We start from the raw sequence: 21,464 nt of genomic DNA, 5'->3' as shown, positions 1-21,464 counted from the left end.
CACCGCGCCATGGCAGCATGAGATATTGCCTGTCCGCCATGGCGCGGCAGCTTTGCTCAGCCCTTACGGATCAGGCCGCCTTCCACTTGATGCTGCAGCCTTGGCTGGGCACCTGCACGTCGCCAGGAATCATGTCGCCTTCGAGGATGGCGTCGAGCGAAGCGCGCAGTTCCGCGCCGGTGACCGCCACGCCATTCTTCGGCCGCGATTCGTCGAACTGACCGCGGTAGGCACACTTGCCGTCGGCGTCGAAGACAAAGAAGTCAGGCGTGCAAACGGCATCGTAAGCCTTGGCGACTTCCTGGCTCTCGTCGTAGAGATAAGGGAAGGTGAAACCGCGACTCTCGGCAAACACCTGCATCTGCTCCGGGCCGTCCTCGGGCCGCGTGCTGATGTCGTTGGACGAGATCGCGACAAAGCCAATGCCCTGCGGCTGAAAGTGCTCCGCGACTTTGACCACTTCGTCGATCAGGTGCAGCACATAGGGGCAGTGGTTGCAGATGAACATCACCACCGTGGCTTTCGGCCCGGCGATATCGGCAAACGTCTTCTGTTCGCCGGATACGGTATCCGGCAGATCGAAAGCCGGCGCTTTCTTGCCCAGCGGCATCATGGTGGAATCGGTGAGCGACATGCTGTGTCTCGTTGTAGGAGTCCAGACCGCCTAGTCTAGAGACTCGTGTGCCCAAGCCCAAGCATAGCCGCCCCCAAGACGAGCAGGTCAGCGTGGTGGTCGACCGGATGCCGTATCTGCTGGTTATTTCTCAAGTTCAACAAGCCCTACTCACGGATCATTCCCGGTAATCTGGTTGCTGGGTTGTCGGTAGCGGCCTACTTCGATCCGGCTTGGGTTTCACGCTGATGCGCGATGCCCCTTAATTTTTGCATCAAGAAGCCTAAACGCAGTGCAACCTACCCCGCCCCTTGATCTACGATATCTGCGATCCTTGACGAGGCTATTGTCGACGTACCCCGCCATGCTGCTAGCGTTTATTCAGCTTGAAATAGACACCATCCCAGCTCGTATAAGCGGTCCTGCTATCGACTTTCAACAGTTTTGATCCAGGCTGTATCCAATCATCCGGACAACCGACTTCGATTGTCTCAATCGATTTGCCATCGATCCCCAACTTCGCCGGATCGAACCTGTAGTAGTCGTAAAATTCCGCTGCGCTTTGTTCGGTCGACCGATACACGGGATCGCTACATTCATTTTTCCTGAACTCGGCGATGTCGGCCGTGTAGTGCGCGACCGAACCGTCCCAAGATTTCGCTTCCTCGGTCGTCATCGCACTAATACCCGGGCTATCCGAACCAACAACCGTCCAAACCCCGTAGTACCAAGGCTCGGCGGCCCAGATTGCGCTTGGCATTAGCAGCAGATACAAAATCGGTATCAATCGTTTCACAATCCCCTCCCGGCAATCGGCTCCGAGCTGTTCTTGATGTTCCGGTTCGAGCCTATCGCAATGAGGCTGGATTCGACAGACTAGGGTCGGATTACGCGCTGCGCGCTGATTCGATCTACGGGTAGAGCATTGTTTTTCAGACGCACAGATGGCTTTAACGTTTTGGCGTATTGGTCTACATGCCCTTGTTTGGAGCAAGCGAACCAAGAGAAGTCGCGCTACAGCGCGTGATCTCAGGCCGATCGTTGGCAGAAAGTCTGAAATCTCGCACGGCCGCTATCCCCAGCACGGGTTTTCTCGCCAGGATACAAAAGATTCGGCTTCCATCACGTGAAAACCGGACTCTCAATATCGCTCGTCGCCTATGCAACGCTTAAATGAACGGCATTACGACCAAGGCCCGCCTTCTCAGGCCACCAGTGGCAGATAAACGTGCTCATAGGCAATCGCCGCCGCCACATAGAGCAATAGCACGGCCATCGCCCGGTTGAACCAGAGAAAGTATTTCGGATCGCCGATGCGCCGGCCAAGCAGATCGCCGACCAGCGAATAACTGCCGGGCGCGCCGACCGCGAGCAAGGCGAGCACCGCGGACCACAGCACCAGACCGGCGCCGTGGATGCCCGCGCCGGGGAACTGGATAGTGGCGATGGGCAACGTGGCGACGATGCCCTTGGGGTTGAGCAACTGCATCACCAGGCCCTGCCGGAAACGCAGCGCCCGCGCGGTTTGCCGTTTGGTATCGATGGTCACGCTGGCGCGCGCGATCTTGAGCGCCAGATAGCCGATATAGAGGCAACCGAGCGCGCTGATATAGACCAGCGCGTCGCCGCGAACCCAGGCCGCGCCGGCCCAGCCGAACGCCAGCAGCAGGATCAGCATCGCCAGCCCGACGCCGAAGAAAAATCCTGTCGAGGCGCGGAACTGGCCGTTCAGTCCCGTATTCAGGCCGAGCAGATTCACCGGCCCCGGCGTGTACATCACGCCGATGGCGTACGCGAATATTCCGATCATGGGGGTGTCCCGATTCAGCGGGTGATACTTTCCTGATAGCGCTTCGGTGTCATGCCGTAGACCCGTTTGAAGCGCCGGTTGAAATGGCTCAGGTCCGCGAAGCCGTACCGGTACGCCAGGTCGCTGAGCGACGCGCCTGTATCCAGCTCCGCGCGCGCGGCGTTGATCCGGCAATTGAGCACATATCGATATGGCGTCATGCCGAACTGGCGTCGAAACAGGCGCAGAAAGTGATACTTGGACAGATGCGCCGCCTCGCTGATCTCCTCGAGCGACAGGTCGCTGGCGACATGGCTGTGGATGTAATCGCGGGCCCGTCGGAGCAGCACGTCGGGCCGGGTCGCCACCGCGTCCGGCTCGAACTGGCCGGCGTGCCGGGCGGCGCGGGAAGCGATGCCGTAGAGCGCCTGCTCCTGCTCGATCCGGCTACCCGTCCCGCCGGACACCAGCCGCGCCAGCTCCGTGATGTGCCCGCGCAGCACCGGGTCCCGCATCAGGGTCTCGCGCACACGGAAATCATCGACCCGCGCGATGCCCGCGGCTTCGGCGATCAACGGTTCGAGATGACGCGGATGGATATACACCATCACATAGCTCAGCGGTTCGTCGCCGCCGGAATGGCCGTCGTGCACCTCCTCGGGATTGAGCTGGATGACATGGCCGGGCGTGCTGCGGTGGTGGACGCCGCTGCTGAAGAAGTCCTGTCGCCCGGTCAGGGTCACGCCGAAGGCGTGTTCCTCATGCGCGTGCCGGTCATAGCTGAAACCGTCCATGGCCGCGTGCAGCACGGTCAGCTCCGGCAGATGCGTGCTCTTGACGAAACGAAATTGGTTGTCCGATTCCATGGCCTGCTCCTCGGGACGTCGCGACCCGATTTACAGGCACGGTAACGCCGGCGGGTACGGATATCTTGGACAATATTGCTCAGTATTGCGCGAGCGCACAGGATCGAACAGCGCGGTACGGCGCCTGGGCGCTCACCGATCAGTCCGTGCCGGCTGCAACGCGTTCGAGCAGCGGCCGCCAGTCGGCCGCGACCGGCAGGCCGAATACCGTGGCGAGCGCATCGGCCAGGCCGTCGGCATCCAGCCTGCGCTCGTCGCAGGCGCCATCGACGCTCGCAATCTTCAGCCGATTGCCGGCGAGCGTGCTGCGGCTGTCACCCTGCGTGCGCGCAACCATGAGCTCGTGCCGGAAATGCGACGCGGGATGTTCGGCGACGTAGTGGTTCGCCATCTCGAAATCGACCGGCTGCCAGTCGAAGTCCAGGATTTCGTACAGCGGCGACCAGCGACCGCGGTGCTGCGATTCCACCATGAAGCCATGGGCCGTTTCGGTAATCCGGAACGCGCCAAAGCGTGTCTGTTGCGGCGTATCGGGCTGCCAGACAAGCGGCTGGTTCGCCATGAAGCCACCGAAGCCGACATCCACGAGCCACAACCGTTCGCCGGCGCTCACCTTCAACGACGCGTGCGTGGCCGCTGGCACCGGCGCCTCGAGACCGCCGTGGACCCAGACCCGGGCGAGATGCGACTCCACCGGAAAACCGATCGCCAGCAGTGCCCGCCGCAGCAGGCTGGCGTGCTCGAAACAGTAGCCGCCACGTTGGCCCGCGAGCATCTTTGTATCGACCGCCGACGGCGCCAGGTCGACGCCGCGGTCGAGCAGCACGTCGATCGCCTCGAACGGGATCGCGGCCATATGTCGTTCGACCAGCGTTGCCAGCAGCTCGGGTGTCGGCACGAGCGGTCCGTGGTAACCGATACGCTCGAGATAAGCCGGCAGATCGATGGCGTCGGCGACCATCAGCGCGTCGCTGTCCGCGGATAACTGGGAAACTGACATCAGCAGACTCCGTTCTGTTGATCGTCGAATCGATCCATGAATCGATAACGTGCCACATCGCGTGCGGCCGTGATCACCGCATGTTCGGGCGGCGCACGCCAGAGGGGCGGCTTTCCGGCTGCGACAATCTGTGGCTGAGTTCTCACGCCGCTTCCCGATAAGGACGCCGCGCTCTAGGGGCTGTTGCCGTTTCGTACGAGACCGCGCCAAGAGCTGTTTTGCGGCAAGACGAGGCGCAGCAAGCGCCGCGTAGTCATTCTACGCAAGCGCGCTGTAACGCTGTATTGCCGCAAAACAGCCCTTGTCCCGAAGGGTTGGGCCTCAAATCGCATCAGGCAGCGTTGCAAGTCTTGATCGTGGCTAACCACGACCGGCGACTCGCGCCTTGCCTGATACGATTTGAGGACTCCAACGTGGCGCTCGCACGAAACGGCAACAGCCCCTAACCTGCGCCAGGGCATCCGACCACCAGACGAGCCGGTCGAGCATCACCGCGAACGCCTCGCCCACGCCCTGTGCGTCCCTGGGCCGGCCGGCTTCATCGAATGCACGACCCGCAAAAGCGATGCTCACCTGATCGCGCACGCTTACCGCATGCAACTCGGCGAAGACCGTGCGTAGCTGTTCCACGGCACGCAGCCCGCCGGAAATGCCGCCGTAGGACACGAAGGCCACGGGTTTGGCCTCCCATTCGCTCTTGGCGCCGTCGATGATCGTCTTCAGCGGCGCGGGAAAGGAATGGTTATATTCCGGCGTCACCACGATGAAGGCGTCTGCTTCGGCGAGTGTGGCGTTGCGTTCACCGGAGCTGCGCCCATCCAGCGGGTCCACGATACTCACGCGAAAATCACCTCGTCTATCGAGTTCGTGATGGGCCCATCCGGCGACGGTATCGCAGAAGCGGCCCTCGCGGGCGCTGCCGTAAATCAGGCAAATATTGGTCGCTATCGACATGTCGGCTCCAGCTCATTTTCAGGTTGACGCCGACATCATCAGACCTCAACCTTTGTTTAGGTCAAGAGCTGGGTCAATATTTTTTTCGAACGTTCAGAACGCAGGTCGTGGCGAACCAAACGGATGGCCGGATCGACGCCCATCCGCGGTCCGGGACGTAATCGTCTGGCCGCGCGCGGCACCACGACATGGGCTATCCGCCCCGTGGCATGGAGCCGAAAGCACTGCCAAAGCCGGGAGATCAGCAATGAGCAGCCGCGAGACACAGGCCATCCACAAGACGCTTTCGATCGGCGAGGTGGCGGAGCGCAGCGGCGTGGCCGTGTCCGCGCTGCGCTTCTATGAAACCCGCGGCCTGATCCACAGCCGCCGGAACGCCGGCAATCAGCGGCGTTACTCACGCGACGTGTTGCGTCTGGTCTCCGTGATCAAGGTGGCCCAGCGCATCGGCATTCCACTGGCCGAGATCCACGACGCACTCGACGCCCTGCCGGAAAAACGCTCGCCGACCGCAAAGGACTGGCGTCGTCTATCCGACCGCTGGCGCGACGACCTCGACGAGCGCATCGACAAACTCACCAAGCTGCGCGATCAACTCGACGGCTGTATCGGCTGCGGCTGCCTGTCGCTGGATATCTGCCCGCTACGCAATCCCGACGACGTCGCATCCCGGGCCGGCCCCGGCGCACGCCTGTTTGATCCGAGGTGACAGCTCAGCCCTATTGATATCGGATCGCGGTACAGATCAGCGCGACGGCAAGCAGATAGGCAAGCGTCGTGACCCGGAAAGAGCATGCCGCCCTGCCCTGTGGAACGGCTAGATGTCATGCGTGGAATAGACGCGCCTGCAAATATGGCAATGCAAGACGTGGCTGCGACCATACCCCGCAATTGAGTAGCACGCTGATCTAGAGTCCAATCATCCAAAGGAGATTGGACATGAAAAAGCGGTACACCGAAGAACAGATCATCGGTTTTCTCAAAGAGGCGGAAGCGGGTACGCCGGTCAAGGAGCTCTGCCGCCGGCACGGCTTTTCCGAAGGCAGCTACTACGCCTGGCGGAACAAGTTCGGAGGCATGGACGTATCGGACGCCAAGCGATTGAAGGTCCTCGAGGCTGAGAATAGCCGCCTCAAAAAGCTACTTGCCGAGTCGCTGCTCGAAAACGAAGTCACGCGCGAGGCCTTGCGAAAAAATGGTAACCGCAGCAGCCAGGCGCGAGCTGGTGCGGTTCATGAGCCAGCGCGGACTCAGCGAACGACGTTCGCTGGCCGTCGCCGCGATGAGCGCGAGCGCGTTCCGGTATCAGCCGGTGCCGGATCGAAACGCGCGCTTACGCGCCGAGATCCTGCGTCTGGCCCAGTGTTATCGGCGCTACGGCGCGCCGATGATCTATCTCAAGCTTCGCCAGGCCGGCTGGGCGGTCAATCACAAGCGTGTCGAACGACTCTATGCCGATCAGGCGCTGCAGGTTCGGCGGCGACGGCGAAAGAAGGTGCCGGTGGCCGATCGTCAGCCGTTGGGCCGACCGAAGGTGGCGAACGAAGTCTGGTCGATGGATTTTGTGTTCGATCGGGTGGCCGATGGTCGTGCCATCAAGTGCCTGGGCATCGTCGATGATGCGACCCACGAATGCGTCGCGCTGGTGCCCGGTCGGTCGATGAGCGGTATGCAGGTCTCTCGTGTGCTGGATGAGTTGGCGCTCACCCGAGGCCTACCGACGGTCATACGATCAGATAATGGCCCTGAATTCATCGGCAAGGCGATGCTGAACTGGGCACTTGAAAACGGCGTTCAGCTCAAGCAGATCGAACCCGGCAAGCCGAATCAGAATGCCTATATTGAGTCTTTCAACGGCCGTTTTCGAGATGAATGCTTGAACGAGCACTGGTTCGTGAGCTTGGCTCACGCCGCCTCGATCATCCGAGGCTGGCATCGCGAGTACAACGAGGAGCGTCCGAAGAAAGAACTGAGCGGGCTGACACCCGCTGACTATGCAGCGCAGATCGCCGCAAAAGCGGCAACTTGAACCCTTGGACTCTGGATCGAAATGCTACTAAAACCGGGGTATGGTCGGCCGGAGCGCGAAGCGCGGAGGGTACCCAAAGCGCGGCAGCGCTTTGGGCGGCCAACTGCAGCGACCTGTTGGGCGCCATTATTTCCAGGAAAGATCCGGCTGACGCCCGGTAGCCATACAATCCCTAAGATATAGGTTAATCAAGCTCTGATAAGGAATGCCGGTCTCTTCGGACATGCCTTTGAAGTACGTGATGACATCATCTCGCATACGAATCGTCACTTGCCGCTTTAATTTCGCAGCGTAAGGATTCTTACGAGACTTCATTTTCGAAAAATCGTATTCCTGTTTCATGGCTTTGGACCTTCGTAGTGCTTGCGCTCACAAGCAGTTGCCTTACGGGCTGATATCAGGCGAATGGCTTGTCCTTGAGATCGCTCGCAGTGGCATACGACGAGAATTCGTGATTGATCGCTCAGCCCGAGCATGATGAAACGCTCTTCCGATTCAGAGTGTTCCTCATCAAAGAACTGGCGAGCGTATTCGTCATAGAACACGGACTGCGCCTCGCTAAAAGAGACGCCGTGCTTCTTGGCGTTAGCTCGCGCCTTCTTTGCGTCCCATTCGAATTCGATCATACATACATTGTATGCTTATCATTGAGCGGGTCAATATGCGGCCCAACCCATTTAGTCAAACGACGCTATAACCGAGAGTCAACGTCAGCAGAGCACTGCCTGATTGCCTATCAACGTAGATCGTCGCTGCACTCCGGTGTCGCTTCAACGGGCGCTAGACGACACTGCACGACTCCGTTATCGCTGTCGTCGAAACAAACAGATTAAAGGCGCAAAAGGCCGGTAACCGAAGCGACTTCGTAATGTCGCATCAACTACGTTATGCGCCAGCTCGCTGTCGCTTCGTAGATATCATTATTTTTCGTCTTTTTCTACCGCAAATTTGTCGCAACCGCTCTCTAACTCGAGTGTTTTTTAGCGCCAACTAGACGACATTTGTAGGTATAGCACGCACATCTCAATCGATATAGCGCCTACGCTAATCCCGACAAATCATTGGTTTATGCCAGCTTCGCGTGCTATGCCGACACGAATTGCGCGCCTGAATATCGACGAGACGATTATTCGAGCGATTGGGCTTAAGCGCTTTGCTAGTGGTCGTAGACGACATGGCAGCTCGGCCGTCATCGCCGGGCCTGAGCCACAGTCGCAATGCCAGCGGTTCACCTCTGTTTTTTATTCTGTTCCAACCCTATCGCAGTCGAATGCTGTCCGACAGCACCAACACGCACGTGGCCGCGCCCAGCCTGGACGCCATCTACGGCTGCATGCATTCCATCGGCACCAACCTCGCGCCAACGGCCCCGTAGGAAATACTTACACAGGCCAAGTCGCCGACTAAGCAGGGACAATCAGCAGTTCCGGCTTCCGGAGCTCAAAGCCACCCAGACCGACATGGTCGCCCCCAAGCGCCTCGTCAGCCGGCGGGGTCGTACACAGCCGGCTGCAATCCAGCACTGCTGTCGAAAAACCTTACGGACAAGGTGCGACAACGGCCCCTGAAAAGCTCAGTTCTTTGTTTTCTATAGTTTTTAAAAACCGGCACGGCGATTGCTTACGTGGCCGGGAGCACGCTTCTTTACATAACAATTTATCCTTGGGGACCTTATGCTGAAATCATTCCTTGCCGCGACCACCATCGTGGCCGGCTTTGCCTTTGCCGGCAGCGCGTCTGCGACGCAGATCGACTTCTTCAACGACGCCGGTGCCGATGTCAACTTCGGCAGCCAGTCCACGTTCGACGGCCTGCGTGTCCGCGCTTTCGGTTACAACGCGCCGTTCGCCCAGACCAACAACTTCCGCGAGCGGGATGTCTTTCAGTACAACGGTGACGGTCGCTTTGCCGGCAACTCGGCGAAATACGGCGTGGGTGTCTCGGTCGATGCCAACATGCGCAACACCCTGGACAGGAATGAATTCCTGTCGGTTGATTTCGCTCGCTATGCACGAGACAACGCCGGCTTCTTCGACAACAACATCCTGTTCACCATCGGCTCACTGGACGCAGGCGATATCGTCGACTTCTATATCGGTCAGCCGAATCACGAGAACTCCGTACTGTTCGGCTCGCTGACCGGCACCGCCGGTGACATGGGTCTGGGCAGTTTCCTGATCGCCGGTAGCGAGTTCATGCTGCCCAACGGCGGCTTCGGCAACCTGTATCTCGTCGGCAACAACGGCGGCGTTACCTTGCAGTCCATCAAGGACGTGCCGGAGCCGGGTTCGCTTGCACTGTTCGCCCTCGGCCTGTTCGGCCTGGGTTACGTCGTCCGCAAGCGCAATATTGGCTAAGACAATTAAACCTCATCCCTGAGGTCGGGTTGTTGTGCGGTAAAGCCGGGGCATATGCGACAGCATGTGTTCCGGCTTTTTTGTTTTCATGCCCCTGTTCAGGCAAAAGCCGGTCGCCATTACTTCGATAGATCCGGATTCGATATCTCGGGGGCTACGCTGCCTCGAACTCAAGGCAACGTCCCCGCCGGCGGCACGACGTGGTCGCGGCCGGGCGTGCTCCCGAGGGCCCTGGACGAGTTGCTTCAAGCCGCTCGCTGCCGAGCGAGGCGCGTCGGGCCCACTATTGTTTCGTTACGCGTCCACGGTTCTCGAGAACTCCGCATTGTGGCGGATGGCGCGATAGTCGGCGTTCACGAAGGCTTTCATCTGCGCGCGGTACTGGGTGGCAAAGCCCGGATACATGGTGGCGTTGAACCCGTCTTCGGTGAGATACCAGCTCGAACAGCCGGAATTCCAGTTGGTTCTGGCCAGGCGTTTCTGCAGCTCCGCGTTGTGTTTTGCCTGGGCATCCGCGCGCACGTCCAGCGCGCGCAGGTCGTACTCCAGGATCGTGCCGATGCCCTGCACGATGTAGTCGATCTGCGGTTCGATATAGGCCAGCGCGGAATTGTGGCCGGGGCCGGCGTTGGGGCCGAGGGTCATGAACAGATTCGGGTAGCCGGCGACGTTCACGCTCTTGTAGGCCGCCGCACCCCGTGCCCATTCGTTGTCGAGCTGGCGCCCGCCCGCGCCGGTGATCGGAAACGGTGCGGCGGCCTTGGGCACCGAGAAACCGGTGGCGAAGACGATGCAGTCCACCTGGTGTTCGATGCCTTCGGCGCTGCGAATGCCTTTTTCGCAGATCTTGTCGATCGGCCAGTCATAGAGCTTGACGTTGTCGCGCATGAGCGCGGGGTAGTAATCGTTGGAGATGAGCAGGCGTTTGCAGCCGATACGGTACTGCGGCGTCAGCTGGCGGCGTACCCAGGCATCCGGCACCTGATGACGCAGGAAGGCCTTCGCCAAACCTTCGAGCAGACGCGTGACCGGCGTATTCCAGATCACGCCCGTGGCCATGGCCTCGTGCGCATAGAACAGCGCGTTGCGAACTGCGGTCTGGCTGGCGGGCCACTTGTCGAACAGGGTCTTGTTCCAGTCAGGGGCTGAATAATCCAGCCGCGGCAGTATCCACGCCGGCGTGCGCTGAAAGACCTTGAGGAAATCCACACGCCGGGCCAGTTCGGGCACGATCTGGATCGCACTGGCGCCGGTGCCGATCACGGCGACGCGCTTGCCGTCGAAATCGTAGTCGTTATCCCAGCGGGCACTGTGGATGACCTCGCCGCCGAAGCTGTCGATACCGGGAATGTCGGGCAGCGACGGATTCGCGAGTGGGCCCTGGGCAGCCACCACGCAACGCGCGTGGACGTTCCTCTTGCCGGCGATGCTGATCGTCCAGGCCCCGCGGGCCTCGTCGAACTCAAGCCCTTTCACGTTGTGCCGGAAACGCATCAACGGGCGCAACTCGAAACGATCGACCAGATGATGCACATAGTCGAGGATCTCGGCGCTGCCCGAATAGCCGCGCGACCAGCGTGGGTTCTGGGCGAAGGAGAACGAGTACAGATTGGAGGGAATATCGCAGGCCGCACCCGGATAGGTGTTGTCCCGCCAGGTGCCGCCGACATCGTCGCCGCGCTCGAGGATGGCGATATCGGTGATGCCCTGCTCGCGCAGACGGATGGCCGTACCGAGCCCGGAAAAACCGGCACCGATGATGGCGACATCGAGCACCCTGGCCTTGCGCGTTGCGGGCGTCTTGCGCGCAGCGTGACCGTTGACCGCGCTCATGCCGCGCTCTTGTAGGTGAGTTCCTTGACCCAGGTCGGCACGGGTCGCAGCAACGCACGCGGATAATAGTCTGTCAGCCGGACCATGGCATCGACCGGCCCGTGATAGAGCTTGTTGCCGCGATCGACCACCAGCCGGCCGTGACGGCTGATCAGCTGGAACCACGGATTGCGGCGTCCGTCCTCGGTCCGGCCGCCAATACGCTCGTACTTCTTCATTGCCTTGTAGAGTTTTTCTTCCGGCAGCCCCATCGCCGCGACGTTGTCGCGCATCCGGGACAGCAGCGGCAGGTAGGTCGCAATGCCGACGATCAGGCGCGGGTTGAGGATCGTGCCCATGAAGTTGAGGCCCAGCCGATACGCCTTGCCGTGGCCCTGCATTTCGAGCACGTGGAAACCCACGCCCAGGTGGCGGGATTCGTCGTCGTTGATGCGCTTGAAGGCGTCGTGGCAGACCGGGTCGTCGACCTGCTCGAGCAGGAAGGTGCACAGCGCCCCGTCGAGGGCGACTTCGAGCATCGGGATCACCGACCCCAGCACTTCCAGCGGCATCCTGTCGGACTGGGTATCCAACCAGTCGATTACCAGCCGCAGGTTGATGTTGGGCAGCGGAATCTCGTCTTCCTCGAGCATGCCCCAGCGGCGCATGAGCGCCATCTCGGCGTTGGCGTGGCGCTGCTCCTCGGCATGGAAATAGGTATACATCTGCTTGAGGGTCGGGTCTTCGGCCTTGCGCGCCATGGCGGCGAAGCCGCGTGCGCCGACGTGCTCGATCCACATCAGATCGGACATGAAGGCCTTGAGCTTGGGCCACTGTTCGTCGGTGATCAGCTCGGCGCCCGGGGCGTCCCAGTCGATGTCGGCCAGCGCCCACTGGCTGGCCTTGACCTTGGCGAGCATCTTGTCGAGATCGATATCCATGCGGTTCTCCTGCTGCTACTGGTTATTCCGAAGCCGACGCGCGGGCACGATCGGGCGTGTCGTTTGCGGCAAACCGGTTGATGAAACCGGCGCCCCTGGTATAGCCGGCGGGCAGCAGACGCTTGAGGCGCCAGACCAGGCGCGCATCGAACTGCGGCAACACGTAGAGCTGACGGCGATCGAGTCCGGCCAGCGCGCTCTTGACCACGCTCTCGGCCGGCACGCCGGTCCAGCGCATCAGGTTGTCGGCGATCTTCGACGACGACGCGCTGATCCGCCCGGCCTTCATGATGTTGGTCTGTACAAAGGTCGGGCACAGCGCGGTGACGCGGATGGGCGTATCCGCCAGTTCCGCGGCGAGTGTTTCGGTCACGGCAAGCACCGCCGCCTTGCTGGCGTTGTAGGCGCCCATGCGCGGCGCGGCCGCAAAGCTCGCGGTGGAGGCCACATTGATGATGCCGCCCCGCCCGGCCTCGCGAAGTCTTGGTGCGAATACGTGGCAGCCGTGGATGACGCCCCACATGTTGATGTCCAGCACCCATTGCCAATCAGCCATTGTCATCTCGCCGATGGCGTGACCGCCGGCCCCCACGCCCGCGTTATTGATGACCAGATCGGCCGGACCGCCGAACCAGGATTCGGCCGTCGCGGCCAAGGCCTCGACGTCGGCGAGTTTTGTCACATCACAGACCGTCGCCAGTGCGCGGCCACCGGCTTTTTCTATCAGGGCCACCGTGGCCTGCGCCTGCACACGATTGATGTCGGAGCACACCACGCGCCCACCACGAGCGGCGAGTTCGAGCGCGAAAGCGCGGCCGATGCCGCTGCCCGCCCCGGTGATGACGGCCGACGCCTGTCTGGATAACCTGCGTGAAAACATTGATTCCTCCGGGGTTACGGCCATATCGGTGTTGCCACTCGCCGTAGCTATTGTGCCATTGTTTGATGTCACATTAATTGCAGTCATCGTTGCGACGCAACCATTCGCGTTCACCCGCTGTCAGACGTCCATCGCACTCCGGCGTTAAATTCTTTGCGGCAGCGGCCTGCCGTGTACTATCATTCGCCTATCCGGATAGAGGGATATTGAATATGAGTCGCTATTTGTTTACTTCCGAGTCGGTTTCCGCCGGCCACCCCGACAAGCTGTGCGATCAGGTCTCGGACGCGGTGCTCGACGCGCATCTGGCCCAGGACCCGATGGCCCGCGTGGCCTGTGAAACCGCCACCAAGACCGGCATGGTCATGGTGTTTGGCGAAATCACTTCCAACGCCCAGATCAACACCGAAGCGTTGGTACGCCAGGTTGTGCGCGATATCGGCTACACCGATTCCACCATGGGCTTCGATGCCGACACCTGCGCGGTGCTCGACGCGCTCGGCCAGCAGAGCGTGGATATCAATCAGGGCGTGGACCGCACCCGTCCCGAAGAACAGGGCGCCGGCGACCAGGGCCTGATGTTCGGCTATGCCTGCGACGAGACCGAAGTGCTCATGCCGGCGCCGATCACCTATGCCCATCGGCTGGTGCGCAAGCAGGCCGAGCTGTTCAAGTCGCGCGAACTGCCGTGGCTGCGCCCGGACGCCAAATCACAGGTGACGTTCGCCTATGAAAACGGCAAGCCGGTGGCCATCGATGCGGTCGTACTCTCGACCCAGCATTCGCCGGATATCGAGCAGAAGGATCTGCAGGAAGCGGTGATGGAATCCATCATCAAGCCCGTACTCGGCGACTGGCTGTCCGACAATCCGGTCGTGCATATCAACCCGACCGGCCGTTTCGTCACCGGCGGCCCGCTGGGCGACGCCGGCCTGACCGGCCGCAAGATCATCGTCGACACCTACGGCGGCATGGCGCGCCACGGTGGCGGTGCGTTCTCCGGCAAGGACCCCTCCAAGGTCGACCGCTCGGCTGCCTATGCCGCGCGTTATGTGGCCAAGAACGTGGTCGCCGCGGGTCTGGCCGGCAAGTGCGAAGTACAGGTTTCCTATGCCATCGGCGTCGCCGAGCCGACCTCGATCTCGGTCGAGACCTTCGGCACCGGCAAGGTCACCGACGACAAGCTCACTCAGTTGATCCGCGATCATTTCGATCTGCGCCCCTACGGCATCCTCAAGATGCTGGATCTGGCCAAGCCGATCTATCGCGCCACCGCGGCCTACGGTCATTTCGGGCGCAACGATGTCGATCTGCCGTGGGAAGCCACCGATCGCGCCAATGCGCTGGCCGACGCGGCCGGGATCGCCGCCGCGTAACCGGTTCATCACAGACAACGCTGCCGTGACATCGCGGCATCGGCGCGCAAGTGCGCGTCATCGATACAAGACCTTTTCAAGGAGTACGCCATGAGCGCACCTGCCGAAAAAATGAACAACGACTATCTCGTCGCCGATCTCGGCCTGGCGGGCTGGGGCCGTCGCGAGATCGCCATTGCCGAGACCGAGATGCCGGGCCTGATGGCCCTGCGCGAGGAATTCGCCGATTCGCAGCCGCTGGCCGGCGCGAAGATCGCGGGCTCGCTGCATATGACCATCCAGACCGCGGTGCTCATCGAGACCCTGATCGAGCTGGGCGCCGATGTGCGCTGGGCGTCCTGCAACATCTACTCCACCCAGGATCACGCCGCGGCCGCCATCGCCGAGCGCGGCATTCCGGTGTTCGCCTACAAGGGCGAGAGCCAGGACGAGTACTGGGAGTACTGCCACCGCATCCTGGAATGGCCGGACGGCAGCGTGCCCAACCGTATTCTCGATGACGGCGGCGACGCCACCATGCTGATTTCGCTGGGCGCCAAGGCCGAAGCCGACGCCTCCGTGCTGGACAACCCCGGCAGCGCCGAGGAAAAAGCGCTGTTCGCCGCGATCAAGCAGCGCCTGGCCAACGAGCCCGGCTATTACAAGACCCGCCTGGACGCCATGGGCGGCGTGACCGAGGAAACCACCACCGGTGTGCTGCGTCTGTATCAGATGGAGAAGAACGGCACGCTCACCTTCCCGGCCATCAACGTCAACGACTCGGTCACCAAGTCCAAGTTCGACAACCTGTACGGCTGTCGTGAGTCGCTGGTCGACGGCATCAAGCGCGCCACCGACGTGATGATCGCCGGCAAGACCGCGATCGTGGTCGGCTACGGCGACACCGGCAAGGGCTCGGTGCAGTCGCTGAAAGGCCTGGGGGCGACCGTATGCGTGGCCGAGGTCGATCCGATCAACGCCCTGCAGGCGACCATGGAAGGCTATCGCGTGGTCAACCTGGACGATCCGGGCACCGTCGAGATGGCCGACATCTTCGTCACCGCCACCGGCAACTTCCACGTCGTCGAGCATCGTCATCTGGAGCGCATGAAGAACCAGGCGATCGTGTGCAACATCGGTCATTTCGACAACGAGATCGATGTCGCTTCGCTCGAGGGCTACGAGTGGGAAGAGATCAAGCCGCAGGTGGATCACATCACCTTCCCCGACGGCAAGAAGATCATCCTGCTGGCCGCCGGTCGCCTGGTGAACCTGGGCTGCGCCACCGGTCATCCGAGCTTCGTGATGTCGGCCTCGTTCACCAACCAGGTGCTGGCCCAGATCGAGCTCTGGCAGCGTCCGGACAACTACGAGAACAAGGTCTACGTCCTGCCCAAGTTCCTCGACGAGAAGGTCGCCCGTCTGCATCTGGGCAAGCTTGGCGCACGCCTGACCGAGCTGACCCCCGAGCAGGCCGACTACATCGGCGTACCGGTCGAAGGCCCGTACAAGCCGGACCATTACCGCTACTGATGGACGGCGCCTTGTTCAAAAGGTGACGCAATACGACCCGGTCCACGCAGCGCGTGAGCCGGGTTTTTAGTAACCGCCGGCCGGATTGCCGTATTCAGCGCAGACTTCGAGATCCATGACGCACGTATCGCAGACCGCTTTCAGCATCGAGTTCTTCCCGCCGAAAGGCCCGAAGGGTGCCGCGCGCCTGGACCAGGCCATTACGGAACTGGCCGCCCTGGGCCCGTCGTTCTTCTCGGTAACCTTTGGTGCCGGCGGCACCACGCGTTCGGGCACGCTGGAAACCGTAGAGCGCATTCTCGATACCACGTCGGTGCCCGCAGCACCGCATCTGTCCTGTATCGAAGGCACCCGCGAGTCGATCTGCGAACTGCTGGACTCCTACAAGCAGACCGGCGTGCAACGCATCGTCGCACTCAGGGGCGATCTGCCCGACGGCATGCACAAGCCGGGCGTATTCAATTACGCCAACGAACTGGTGGCCTTCATCAAGGAACGCCACGGCGACGATTTTCATATCGAGGTCGGCGCCTATCCCGAGTATCACCCGCAGGCCCCCTCGACCGAGGTCGATCTGGACAATTTCGTGCGCAAGGTCGACGCCGGCGCGGATTCGGCCATGACCCAGTATTTCTACAACGCCGACGCTTATTTTCGTTTCGTCGACGCGGTACGCGCCCGCGGCGTGGAGATACCGATCGTGCCCGGCATCATGCCGATCATCGACTACCCGCAGATTGCCCGTTTCTCGGCCATGTGCGGCGCCGAGATTCCGCGCTGGATCGCCAAGCCCATGGAGAGCTTCGGCGACGACAAGGCATCGGTACGGGAATTCGGCCGCGACGTGGCGGCGCGACTGTGCGAGCAGCTACTCGCCGGCGGCGCGCCGGGGCTGCATTTCTACAGTCTCAACAAGAGCGACGCGACGTGCTGGCTGTGGCAGGAACTCGGACTGCCCACACCGCAGACACAGGACGCCGCGAGCGCCTGAACCCGCAGCACGCCGAGCCGACGACGCAAACGCTATTCAACGATCATGGACGGCCCCCGTAAGGCCAGCCTAGTCTTCGTTGAGGGCGTCGCGCATGGCGTCGTTGTAGCGTGCGGTCAAACGCGCGAAATCCTGACGATCCTCCTCGCTCCAGTCGTGGAATGCGCGCTCGACGCGTTCCAGACGGCGATCACGCACCTGTGCGGCCGCTTCGCGCCCTGCCTCGCTGATCATCACGAAACCACCCCGCCGGTCGTCGGGATTGTCGAGCTTGTCGACGAGCCCGGCCTGTTTCATGGCCGCGACCTGACGCGTCACCGTCGAGGCATCGAGATTGACCTGCTCGGCCAGTGCGCCTACCGACTGACGGTCGTTGCGCTCCAGCAGAAGCAGCAGAAGATAGTGCGCACGTTCGAGGCCGAAGTTGAATTTGCGGCGTGCCGCTTCCAATCGGCGCACGAGAAACGCGAGTTCGAACTCTAGCGCCTCGACGGACGGGCAGGTCGGTGGGAGATGGTTACCCAGCGACGGATCCTGTTGTTCTTTTCTACGAATCATGGATTTTTCAGTAAGCCTTGATTGTTGACCCGGAATACTGGTTCCGCCCCCTTTGGCGAACACCTGTAGCATACACTATTAAAACGTGAAACAAATTCTTTCCGCAACTCTTTCGTTCGACGCCCGAAACCGCGATAGGTTCACGTATCAGACACATGACAGTCGGCGTCGTTTAAGCTGACGCATAACTCATTGTATCGAAAACCAAGGAGCGAAAATGCGGGGCTGTTTTCTCGACGCCGGATCGATGGGCGACGCGCTCGACTGGGGCACCCTGGAAGACGCGCTCGACGATTGGCGCTGGCACCACAATAGCGACGCTAGCAACGTCGCCCAGCGACTCGCGGGCGTCGATATCGCGGTGACCAACAAGGTTGTGCTGGATGCCGACGCCATTGCCGGCGCCGAGGCGCTCAAGCTCATCTGCGTTGCCGCCACCGGCGTGAACAACGTGGACCGCGAGGCTGCCGCGCGGCGCGGTATTCCGGTGGTCAACGTCACCGGCTATGCCACCCCGGCGGTCTCCCAGCACGTACTGGCTCTGATGCTCGCGCACGCGACCCGCTGGGCAAGCTATGACGCCGCGGTCAAGCGCGGCGACTGGGCTGCCGGCGAATTCTTCTGTCTGCTGGACTATCCGATCGAGGAACTGGCGGGACAGACCCTGGGCCTGGTGGGCCACGGAGCACTCGGCCAGGCCGTGGGCCGGCTTGCCGAAGCCTTCGGCATGACCGTGCTGGTGGCCGAACGCCCGGGCGCCAGGACCGTGCGTGCGGGCCGCGTGGCCATCGACGAGATGTTCGAACGCGCCGACATGATCAGCCTGCACTGCCCGCTGACCGAAGAAACTGCGAATCTGATCGACGCCGACGCGCTCGCCCGCATGAAGGACAGCGCGTTTCTCATCAATACGGCGCGCGGCGGCATCGTCGATGCCGATGCCCTGATCGACGCCCTGAGCCGCGGCGTGATCGCGGGCGCAGCGCTCGACGTGCTGGATGCAGAACCGCCGCCGGCCGGTCATCCGTTGCTGGCGCCCGACGTGCCCAACCTCATCGTTACCCCGCATACCGCCTGGGGCAGCCGCGGCGCACGCCAGCGCATGCTCGACGGTGTGGCTGCCAATATCGGCCATTTCATCGACGGCGAGACGCCCAACCGGGTCAATTGATAGCGCCGCCTTGATTCGGCCGCTCGTCCAGGCAAAACCGTTTCACGCGAAGACGCGAAGAATCGCAAGACCAAGCCTGTACTAACAGGTCTATTTCTTATTGCGTCTTTGCGTGCGGCATGCGATGGACGTCTGCCCTTACGCAAACCTGCCAGGTCGAGCAGGCCGAGTGGCATGAATGAGCCAGTCGTCCGTGGTTCAGTCGCGCTGCCAGATCAGCAGCCGGTTGTTGCTCGGCATCGCGATATCGGCGACCCGCCGCATGTGGCCGCTGGTGGCGAGCGCGTCCAGCGCATCGACGGCGCGCAGGCCCATGGCCGGATCGCGGGCCCGCAGCGCGGCGTCGAATTCCCGATTGCCGGGCGCCAGGTTCTCGCCGGGGCGCTTGAACGGGCCGTAGAGACATAACAGGCCCGCAGTCGACAGATGGGACGCCGCGCCGGCGAACAGCGCCTCCACGGCCGCCCAGTCCATGATGTGGGCCACGTTGGCACCGTAGACGGCGTCGTAAGTGACATCCGGCCAGGCATGGCGCACGTCCAGTGCCAGCGGCGGCGCAAGCCGGGTTTCGTGGCGATCGGCCAGCGCCGCCACCAGACGCCGATGATGCGCCGGTGCTTCGCTGGTCTGCCAAGCCAGCTGCGGCAGACGCTCGCCCGCATAGAGCGCGTGCGTGGCGTCACCGGCGCCGACCTCGAGCAGGCTTTTGGCCTGCCGCAGCCAAGGCGCCAGCGCGTCGAAGATCGGCTTCTTGTTGCGCTCGGCCGCGCTCTCGTCGCCGATGCGGGCACCGCTCATCGCTTGCGCGCGACGGTCAGGCCGTCGCCGATCGGTATCAGGCTGATATCCACGCGGGTGTCCTCATATAGATGATTGTTGAATGCCCGGATCGCGCGGGTATCGGTACTGTCGTCGTCCGGGTCGGTGACGCGGCCGTGCCAGAGCGTGTTGTCGGCCATGATCAGCCCGCCTGCGCGCACCAGCACCAGCGCGCGCTCGTAGTAGTCGAGATAGCCGGCCTTGTCGGCATCGATGAACACGAAGTCGTCGGCCCCCGCGCGGCCCTCGGCGATTTCCGTGTCCAGGCTGGCGAGCGCGGGCCCGATCTTCAGCGTCACGCGCTGCGCGAGCCCTGCTTGCTCCCAGTCGGCCTGCGCGCGCCGGGTGATCTCCGCATCGATATCCAGCGCCAGCAGATGCCCGTCGGTCGGCAGTGCATGGGCCAGCCAGAGCGCCGAATAGCCGGCAAACACGCCGATCTCGATACCCCGGCGCGCCCCGATCGCGCGCAACAGCAACGCCATGAGTTGACCCTGCTCCGGATCGATCTGCAGATGCGCGTTGTCGCCGCGCGCGGTCGCCCGCCGGTTGGCGACCATCACCGCCGTTTCACGCAGGCTCACGTCGCGCAGGTAGGCCAAAAGCTCGGCGTCTATCATGGGCTGGATCGGTTCCCTCCGTAGACGGGCTGTCGGACAATCGCGATCGTGGCAGCATAGCGGCCAAAGCCGGCTGTTCCAATCCTGTGCGACTCCTGCATATTACCGATCCGCATCTGCGCGCCGATCCCGAGGCGCGACTCCACGGCTGGCACGTCGAACAGGCGTTCGAGCAGGTGCTGACCCACGCCATCACGCGCTATCCCGATTACGACGCACTGGTACTCGGCGGCGATCTGGTCGACGACGAATCCAGCGCCGGCTACGACCGGCTCAACCGTCGGCTGGCGCAACTCGGCCGGCCGGTGCTCGCCATGGCGGGCAACCACGACGACCCGGCGCTGATGGCGCGGCTGCTGACCCATGCACGGGTCCACGACGAACTGGCGCTGGGTGGCTGGGATCTCCACGCCCTCGACAGCCATATCCCTGGCGACGACGCCGGCCGCCTGGGTCCGGCACAGCTGGAACGGCTCGACCGGCGCCTGCGGGCCGGCGCTGCCCCGGCCGTCGTGTTTGTACATCATCCGCCCTGCCCGATGGACAGCGCCTGGATCGATGCCATCGGCCTGCGCGATGGCGCCGAGCTGGGCACGCTGCTGGCCGGTTACCCCCGCGTACGCGCCGTGGTTTGCGGGCATGCTCATCAGGCCGCGCGGCGTTCCATCGGCACTATCGACTGCTGGGTCACCCCTGCAACGATGCGCCAGTTTCTGCCGCATTCGGCGGCGTTCGCAGAGGATCGAGACCGCGCTCCCGGCTATCGCCTGATCGAACTGAGCGACGACGGCGTTTTCACCAGCCGTATCCACCGCGTAGACGCGGCACGCCGGGCCTGTGGATAAGATTGGGGACAAAAGCGTGACGCAATACGGCAAATGTCGCGCCGATAGCGCTTTTCCCGACCCGTCGTCCGATGTTTTCTGTTTTATTATTTTATTTCAATGCGTTGTGCTGCAGCCAGAGGTGACGCAAAGCGTCATAACAAAATCGTTGCCAATCCACAAGCGGGTTGACACTGTGCATAACCCGATCGGCGCAGCAGGAAATCGATTAGAAAAGCGACCTAAACGTTTGAGTGGGAAAGCGAAAGCGAGAGAACTCACAAAAGCTGTGGATAAGTGTGTGGAAAGTCTTCGGATGAAACGCTCGACCAGACGTATTCTCAGTCGTTTA

23 protein-coding genes are annotated in these 21,464 nt (G+C 62.0%); 9 read left to right on the top strand and 14 right to left on the bottom strand.

Features of this window, described 5'->3' with window-relative positions:
* Nucleotides 1–70 precede the first annotated feature (70 nt).
* The 6 genes from ACFOSU_RS02275 to ACFOSU_RS02250 all read right to left on the bottom strand — a co-directional run bounded on the left by ACFOSU_RS02275 (nucleotide 71) and on the right by ACFOSU_RS02250 (nucleotide 5,222).
* Nucleotides 71–634, bottom strand: coding sequence for a thioredoxin family protein (locus tag ACFOSU_RS02275; protein WP_380686040.1), 564 nt, complete (start codon nucleotides 632–634; stop codon nucleotides 71–73).
* 349 nt (nucleotides 635–983) lie between these two features.
* A complete protein-coding gene (locus ACFOSU_RS02270; RefSeq protein WP_380686038.1) occupies nucleotides 984–1,409 on the bottom strand; it encodes a hypothetical protein in 426 nt (141 codons plus the stop codon).
* 408 nt (nucleotides 1,410–1,817) lie between these two features.
* The gene (locus ACFOSU_RS02265; RefSeq protein WP_380686036.1) at nucleotides 1,818–2,423 is read right to left on the bottom strand and encodes a LysE family translocator; all 606 of its coding nucleotides are present in this window, start codon (nucleotides 2,421–2,423) and stop codon (nucleotides 1,818–1,820) included.
* Between the two features lie 14 nt (nucleotides 2,424–2,437).
* Nucleotides 2,438–3,268, bottom strand: a complete 831-nt coding sequence (locus tag ACFOSU_RS02260) for a helix-turn-helix transcriptional regulator (protein WP_380686034.1) — start codon at nucleotides 3,266–3,268, stop codon at nucleotides 2,438–2,440.
* A 139-nt stretch (nucleotides 3,269–3,407) separates the two neighbouring features.
* Complete coding sequence (locus tag ACFOSU_RS02255) at nucleotides 3,408–4,268, bottom strand: arylamine N-acetyltransferase family protein (RefSeq protein ID WP_380686032.1); 861 nt, start codon at nucleotides 4,266–4,268, stop codon at nucleotides 3,408–3,410.
* A gap of 360 nt (nucleotides 4,269–4,628) precedes the next feature.
* Nucleotides 4,629–5,222 (bottom strand): NADPH-dependent FMN reductase, encoded by a 594-nt coding sequence (locus tag ACFOSU_RS02250; protein ID WP_380686030.1) that lies wholly within the window; start codon nucleotides 5,220–5,222, stop codon nucleotides 4,629–4,631.
* 247 nt (nucleotides 5,223–5,469) lie between these two features.
* On the opposite strand from ACFOSU_RS02250, the gene soxR reads away from it, so the two are divergent.
* Nucleotides 5,470–5,931 carry a redox-sensitive transcriptional activator SoxR gene (gene soxR / locus ACFOSU_RS02245; protein ID WP_380686028.1) on the top strand — a complete coding sequence of 154 codons (462 nt, stop codon included), beginning with the start codon at nucleotides 5,470–5,472 and terminating at the stop codon, nucleotides 5,929–5,931.
* A gap of 230 nt (nucleotides 5,932–6,161) precedes the next feature.
* Nucleotides 6,162–7,251 (top strand): IS3 family transposase gene (locus ACFOSU_RS02240; RefSeq protein ID WP_380686445.1). Its coding sequence is split into 2 segments (ribosomal slippage): nucleotides 6,162–6,415 and nucleotides 6,414–7,251, totalling 1,092 coding nucleotides; the frame shifts between segments, so codons are not numbered across the junction.
* Between the two features lie 126 nt (nucleotides 7,252–7,377).
* Here ACFOSU_RS02240 and ACFOSU_RS02235 read toward each other — a convergent pair.
* Together ACFOSU_RS02235 and ACFOSU_RS02230 are read right to left on the bottom strand one after the other, a co-directional pair.
* Entirely contained in the window at nucleotides 7,378–7,593 is a 216-nt protein-coding gene (locus ACFOSU_RS02235) for a BrnA antitoxin family protein (protein ID WP_380686026.1), read from the bottom strand.
* Nucleotides 7,590–7,877 (bottom strand): BrnT family toxin, encoded by a 288-nt coding sequence (locus ACFOSU_RS02230; RefSeq protein WP_380686024.1) that lies wholly within the window; start codon nucleotides 7,875–7,877, stop codon nucleotides 7,590–7,592. Before ACFOSU_RS02230 ends, ACFOSU_RS02235 begins: the two co-directional genes overlap by 4 nt.
* Before the next feature lie 548 nt (nucleotides 7,878–8,425).
* On the opposite strand from ACFOSU_RS02230, the gene ACFOSU_RS02225 reads away from it, so the two are divergent.
* On the top strand, nucleotides 8,426–8,626 hold the full coding sequence (locus tag ACFOSU_RS02225) for a hypothetical protein (RefSeq protein WP_380686022.1): 201 nt from the start codon (nucleotides 8,426–8,428) through the stop codon (nucleotides 8,624–8,626).
* A gap of 298 nt (nucleotides 8,627–8,924) precedes the next feature.
* Nucleotides 8,925–9,608 (top strand): PEP-CTERM sorting domain-containing protein, encoded by a 684-nt coding sequence (locus tag ACFOSU_RS02220; protein ID WP_380686020.1) that lies wholly within the window; start codon nucleotides 8,925–8,927, stop codon nucleotides 9,606–9,608.
* 294 nt (nucleotides 9,609–9,902) lie between these two features.
* Here ACFOSU_RS02220 and ACFOSU_RS02215 read toward each other — a convergent pair whose 3' ends face one another.
* The 3 genes from ACFOSU_RS02215 to ACFOSU_RS02205 are packed head-to-tail and all read right to left on the bottom strand — an operon-like array spanning nucleotide 9,903 to nucleotide 13,241.
* Nucleotides 9,903–11,441: a flavin-containing monooxygenase gene (locus tag ACFOSU_RS02215; RefSeq protein ID WP_380686018.1), complete on the bottom strand. Its 1,539-nt coding sequence runs from the start codon at nucleotides 11,439–11,441 to the stop codon at nucleotides 9,903–9,905.
* Entirely contained in the window at nucleotides 11,438–12,361 is a 924-nt protein-coding gene (locus ACFOSU_RS02210; RefSeq protein ID WP_380686016.1) for a ferritin-like domain-containing protein, read from the bottom strand. The genes ACFOSU_RS02215 and ACFOSU_RS02210 overlap by 4 nt, the downstream gene beginning before the upstream one ends.
* Nucleotides 12,362–12,383: 22 nt before the next feature.
* Nucleotides 12,384–13,241 (bottom strand): SDR family NAD(P)-dependent oxidoreductase, encoded by an 858-nt coding sequence (locus tag ACFOSU_RS02205; protein WP_380686014.1) that lies wholly within the window; start codon nucleotides 13,239–13,241, stop codon nucleotides 12,384–12,386.
* Between the two features lie 212 nt (nucleotides 13,242–13,453).
* Between ACFOSU_RS02205 and metK the strand changes: the two genes are divergently transcribed.
* The 3 genes from metK to metF all read left to right on the top strand — a co-directional run bounded on the left by metK (nucleotide 13,454) and on the right by metF (nucleotide 17,120).
* On the top strand, nucleotides 13,454–14,617 hold the full coding sequence (metK, locus tag ACFOSU_RS02200; protein ID WP_380686012.1) for a methionine adenosyltransferase: 1,164 nt from the start codon (nucleotides 13,454–13,456) through the stop codon (nucleotides 14,615–14,617).
* A gap of 90 nt (nucleotides 14,618–14,707) precedes the next feature.
* Nucleotides 14,708–16,129: an adenosylhomocysteinase gene (ahcY, locus tag ACFOSU_RS02195; protein ID WP_380686010.1), complete on the top strand. Its 1,422-nt coding sequence runs from the start codon at nucleotides 14,708–14,710 to the stop codon at nucleotides 16,127–16,129.
* 115 nt (nucleotides 16,130–16,244) lie between these two features.
* Nucleotides 16,245–17,120: a methylenetetrahydrofolate reductase [NAD(P)H] gene (gene metF / locus ACFOSU_RS02190; RefSeq protein WP_380686008.1), complete on the top strand. Its 876-nt coding sequence runs from the start codon at nucleotides 16,245–16,247 to the stop codon at nucleotides 17,118–17,120.
* 69 nt (nucleotides 17,121–17,189) lie between these two features.
* Here the strand turns inward: metF and ACFOSU_RS02185 are convergent, their stop codons facing one another.
* The gene (locus ACFOSU_RS02185) at nucleotides 17,190–17,678 is read right to left on the bottom strand and encodes a MarR family winged helix-turn-helix transcriptional regulator (protein ID WP_380686006.1); all 489 of its coding nucleotides are present in this window, start codon (nucleotides 17,676–17,678) and stop codon (nucleotides 17,190–17,192) included.
* Nucleotides 17,679–17,895: 217 nt separating this feature from the next.
* Between ACFOSU_RS02185 and ACFOSU_RS02180 the strand changes: the two genes are divergently transcribed.
* Nucleotides 17,896–18,849 (top strand): NAD(P)-dependent oxidoreductase, encoded by a 954-nt coding sequence (locus ACFOSU_RS02180; protein WP_380686004.1) that lies wholly within the window; start codon nucleotides 17,896–17,898, stop codon nucleotides 18,847–18,849.
* A gap of 198 nt (nucleotides 18,850–19,047) precedes the next feature.
* Here the strand turns inward: ACFOSU_RS02180 and ACFOSU_RS02175 are convergent, their stop codons facing one another.
* Complete coding sequence (locus ACFOSU_RS02175) at nucleotides 19,048–19,647, bottom strand: DUF938 domain-containing protein (protein WP_380686002.1); 600 nt, start codon at nucleotides 19,645–19,647, stop codon at nucleotides 19,048–19,050.
* Nucleotides 19,644–20,288: an O-methyltransferase gene (locus tag ACFOSU_RS02170; protein ID WP_380686000.1), complete on the bottom strand. Its 645-nt coding sequence runs from the start codon at nucleotides 20,286–20,288 to the stop codon at nucleotides 19,644–19,646. Before ACFOSU_RS02170 ends, ACFOSU_RS02175 begins: the two co-directional genes overlap by 4 nt.
* Nucleotides 20,289–20,374: 86 nt before the next feature.
* On the opposite strand from ACFOSU_RS02170, the gene ACFOSU_RS02165 reads away from it, so the two are divergent.
* On the top strand, nucleotides 20,375–21,133 hold the full coding sequence (locus ACFOSU_RS02165; protein ID WP_380685998.1) for a metallophosphoesterase: 759 nt from the start codon (nucleotides 20,375–20,377) through the stop codon (nucleotides 21,131–21,133).
* The last annotated feature ends 331 nt before the right edge of the window (nucleotides 21,134–21,464 follow it).

Source organism: Salinisphaera aquimarina (assembly GCF_042643355.1).
GTDB lineage: Bacteria > Pseudomonadota > Gammaproteobacteria > Nevskiales > Salinisphaeraceae > Salinisphaera > Salinisphaera aquimarina.
Note: the sequence above shows the minus strand (reverse complement) of the source record. Positions and strands in the feature narration are given on the sequence as shown.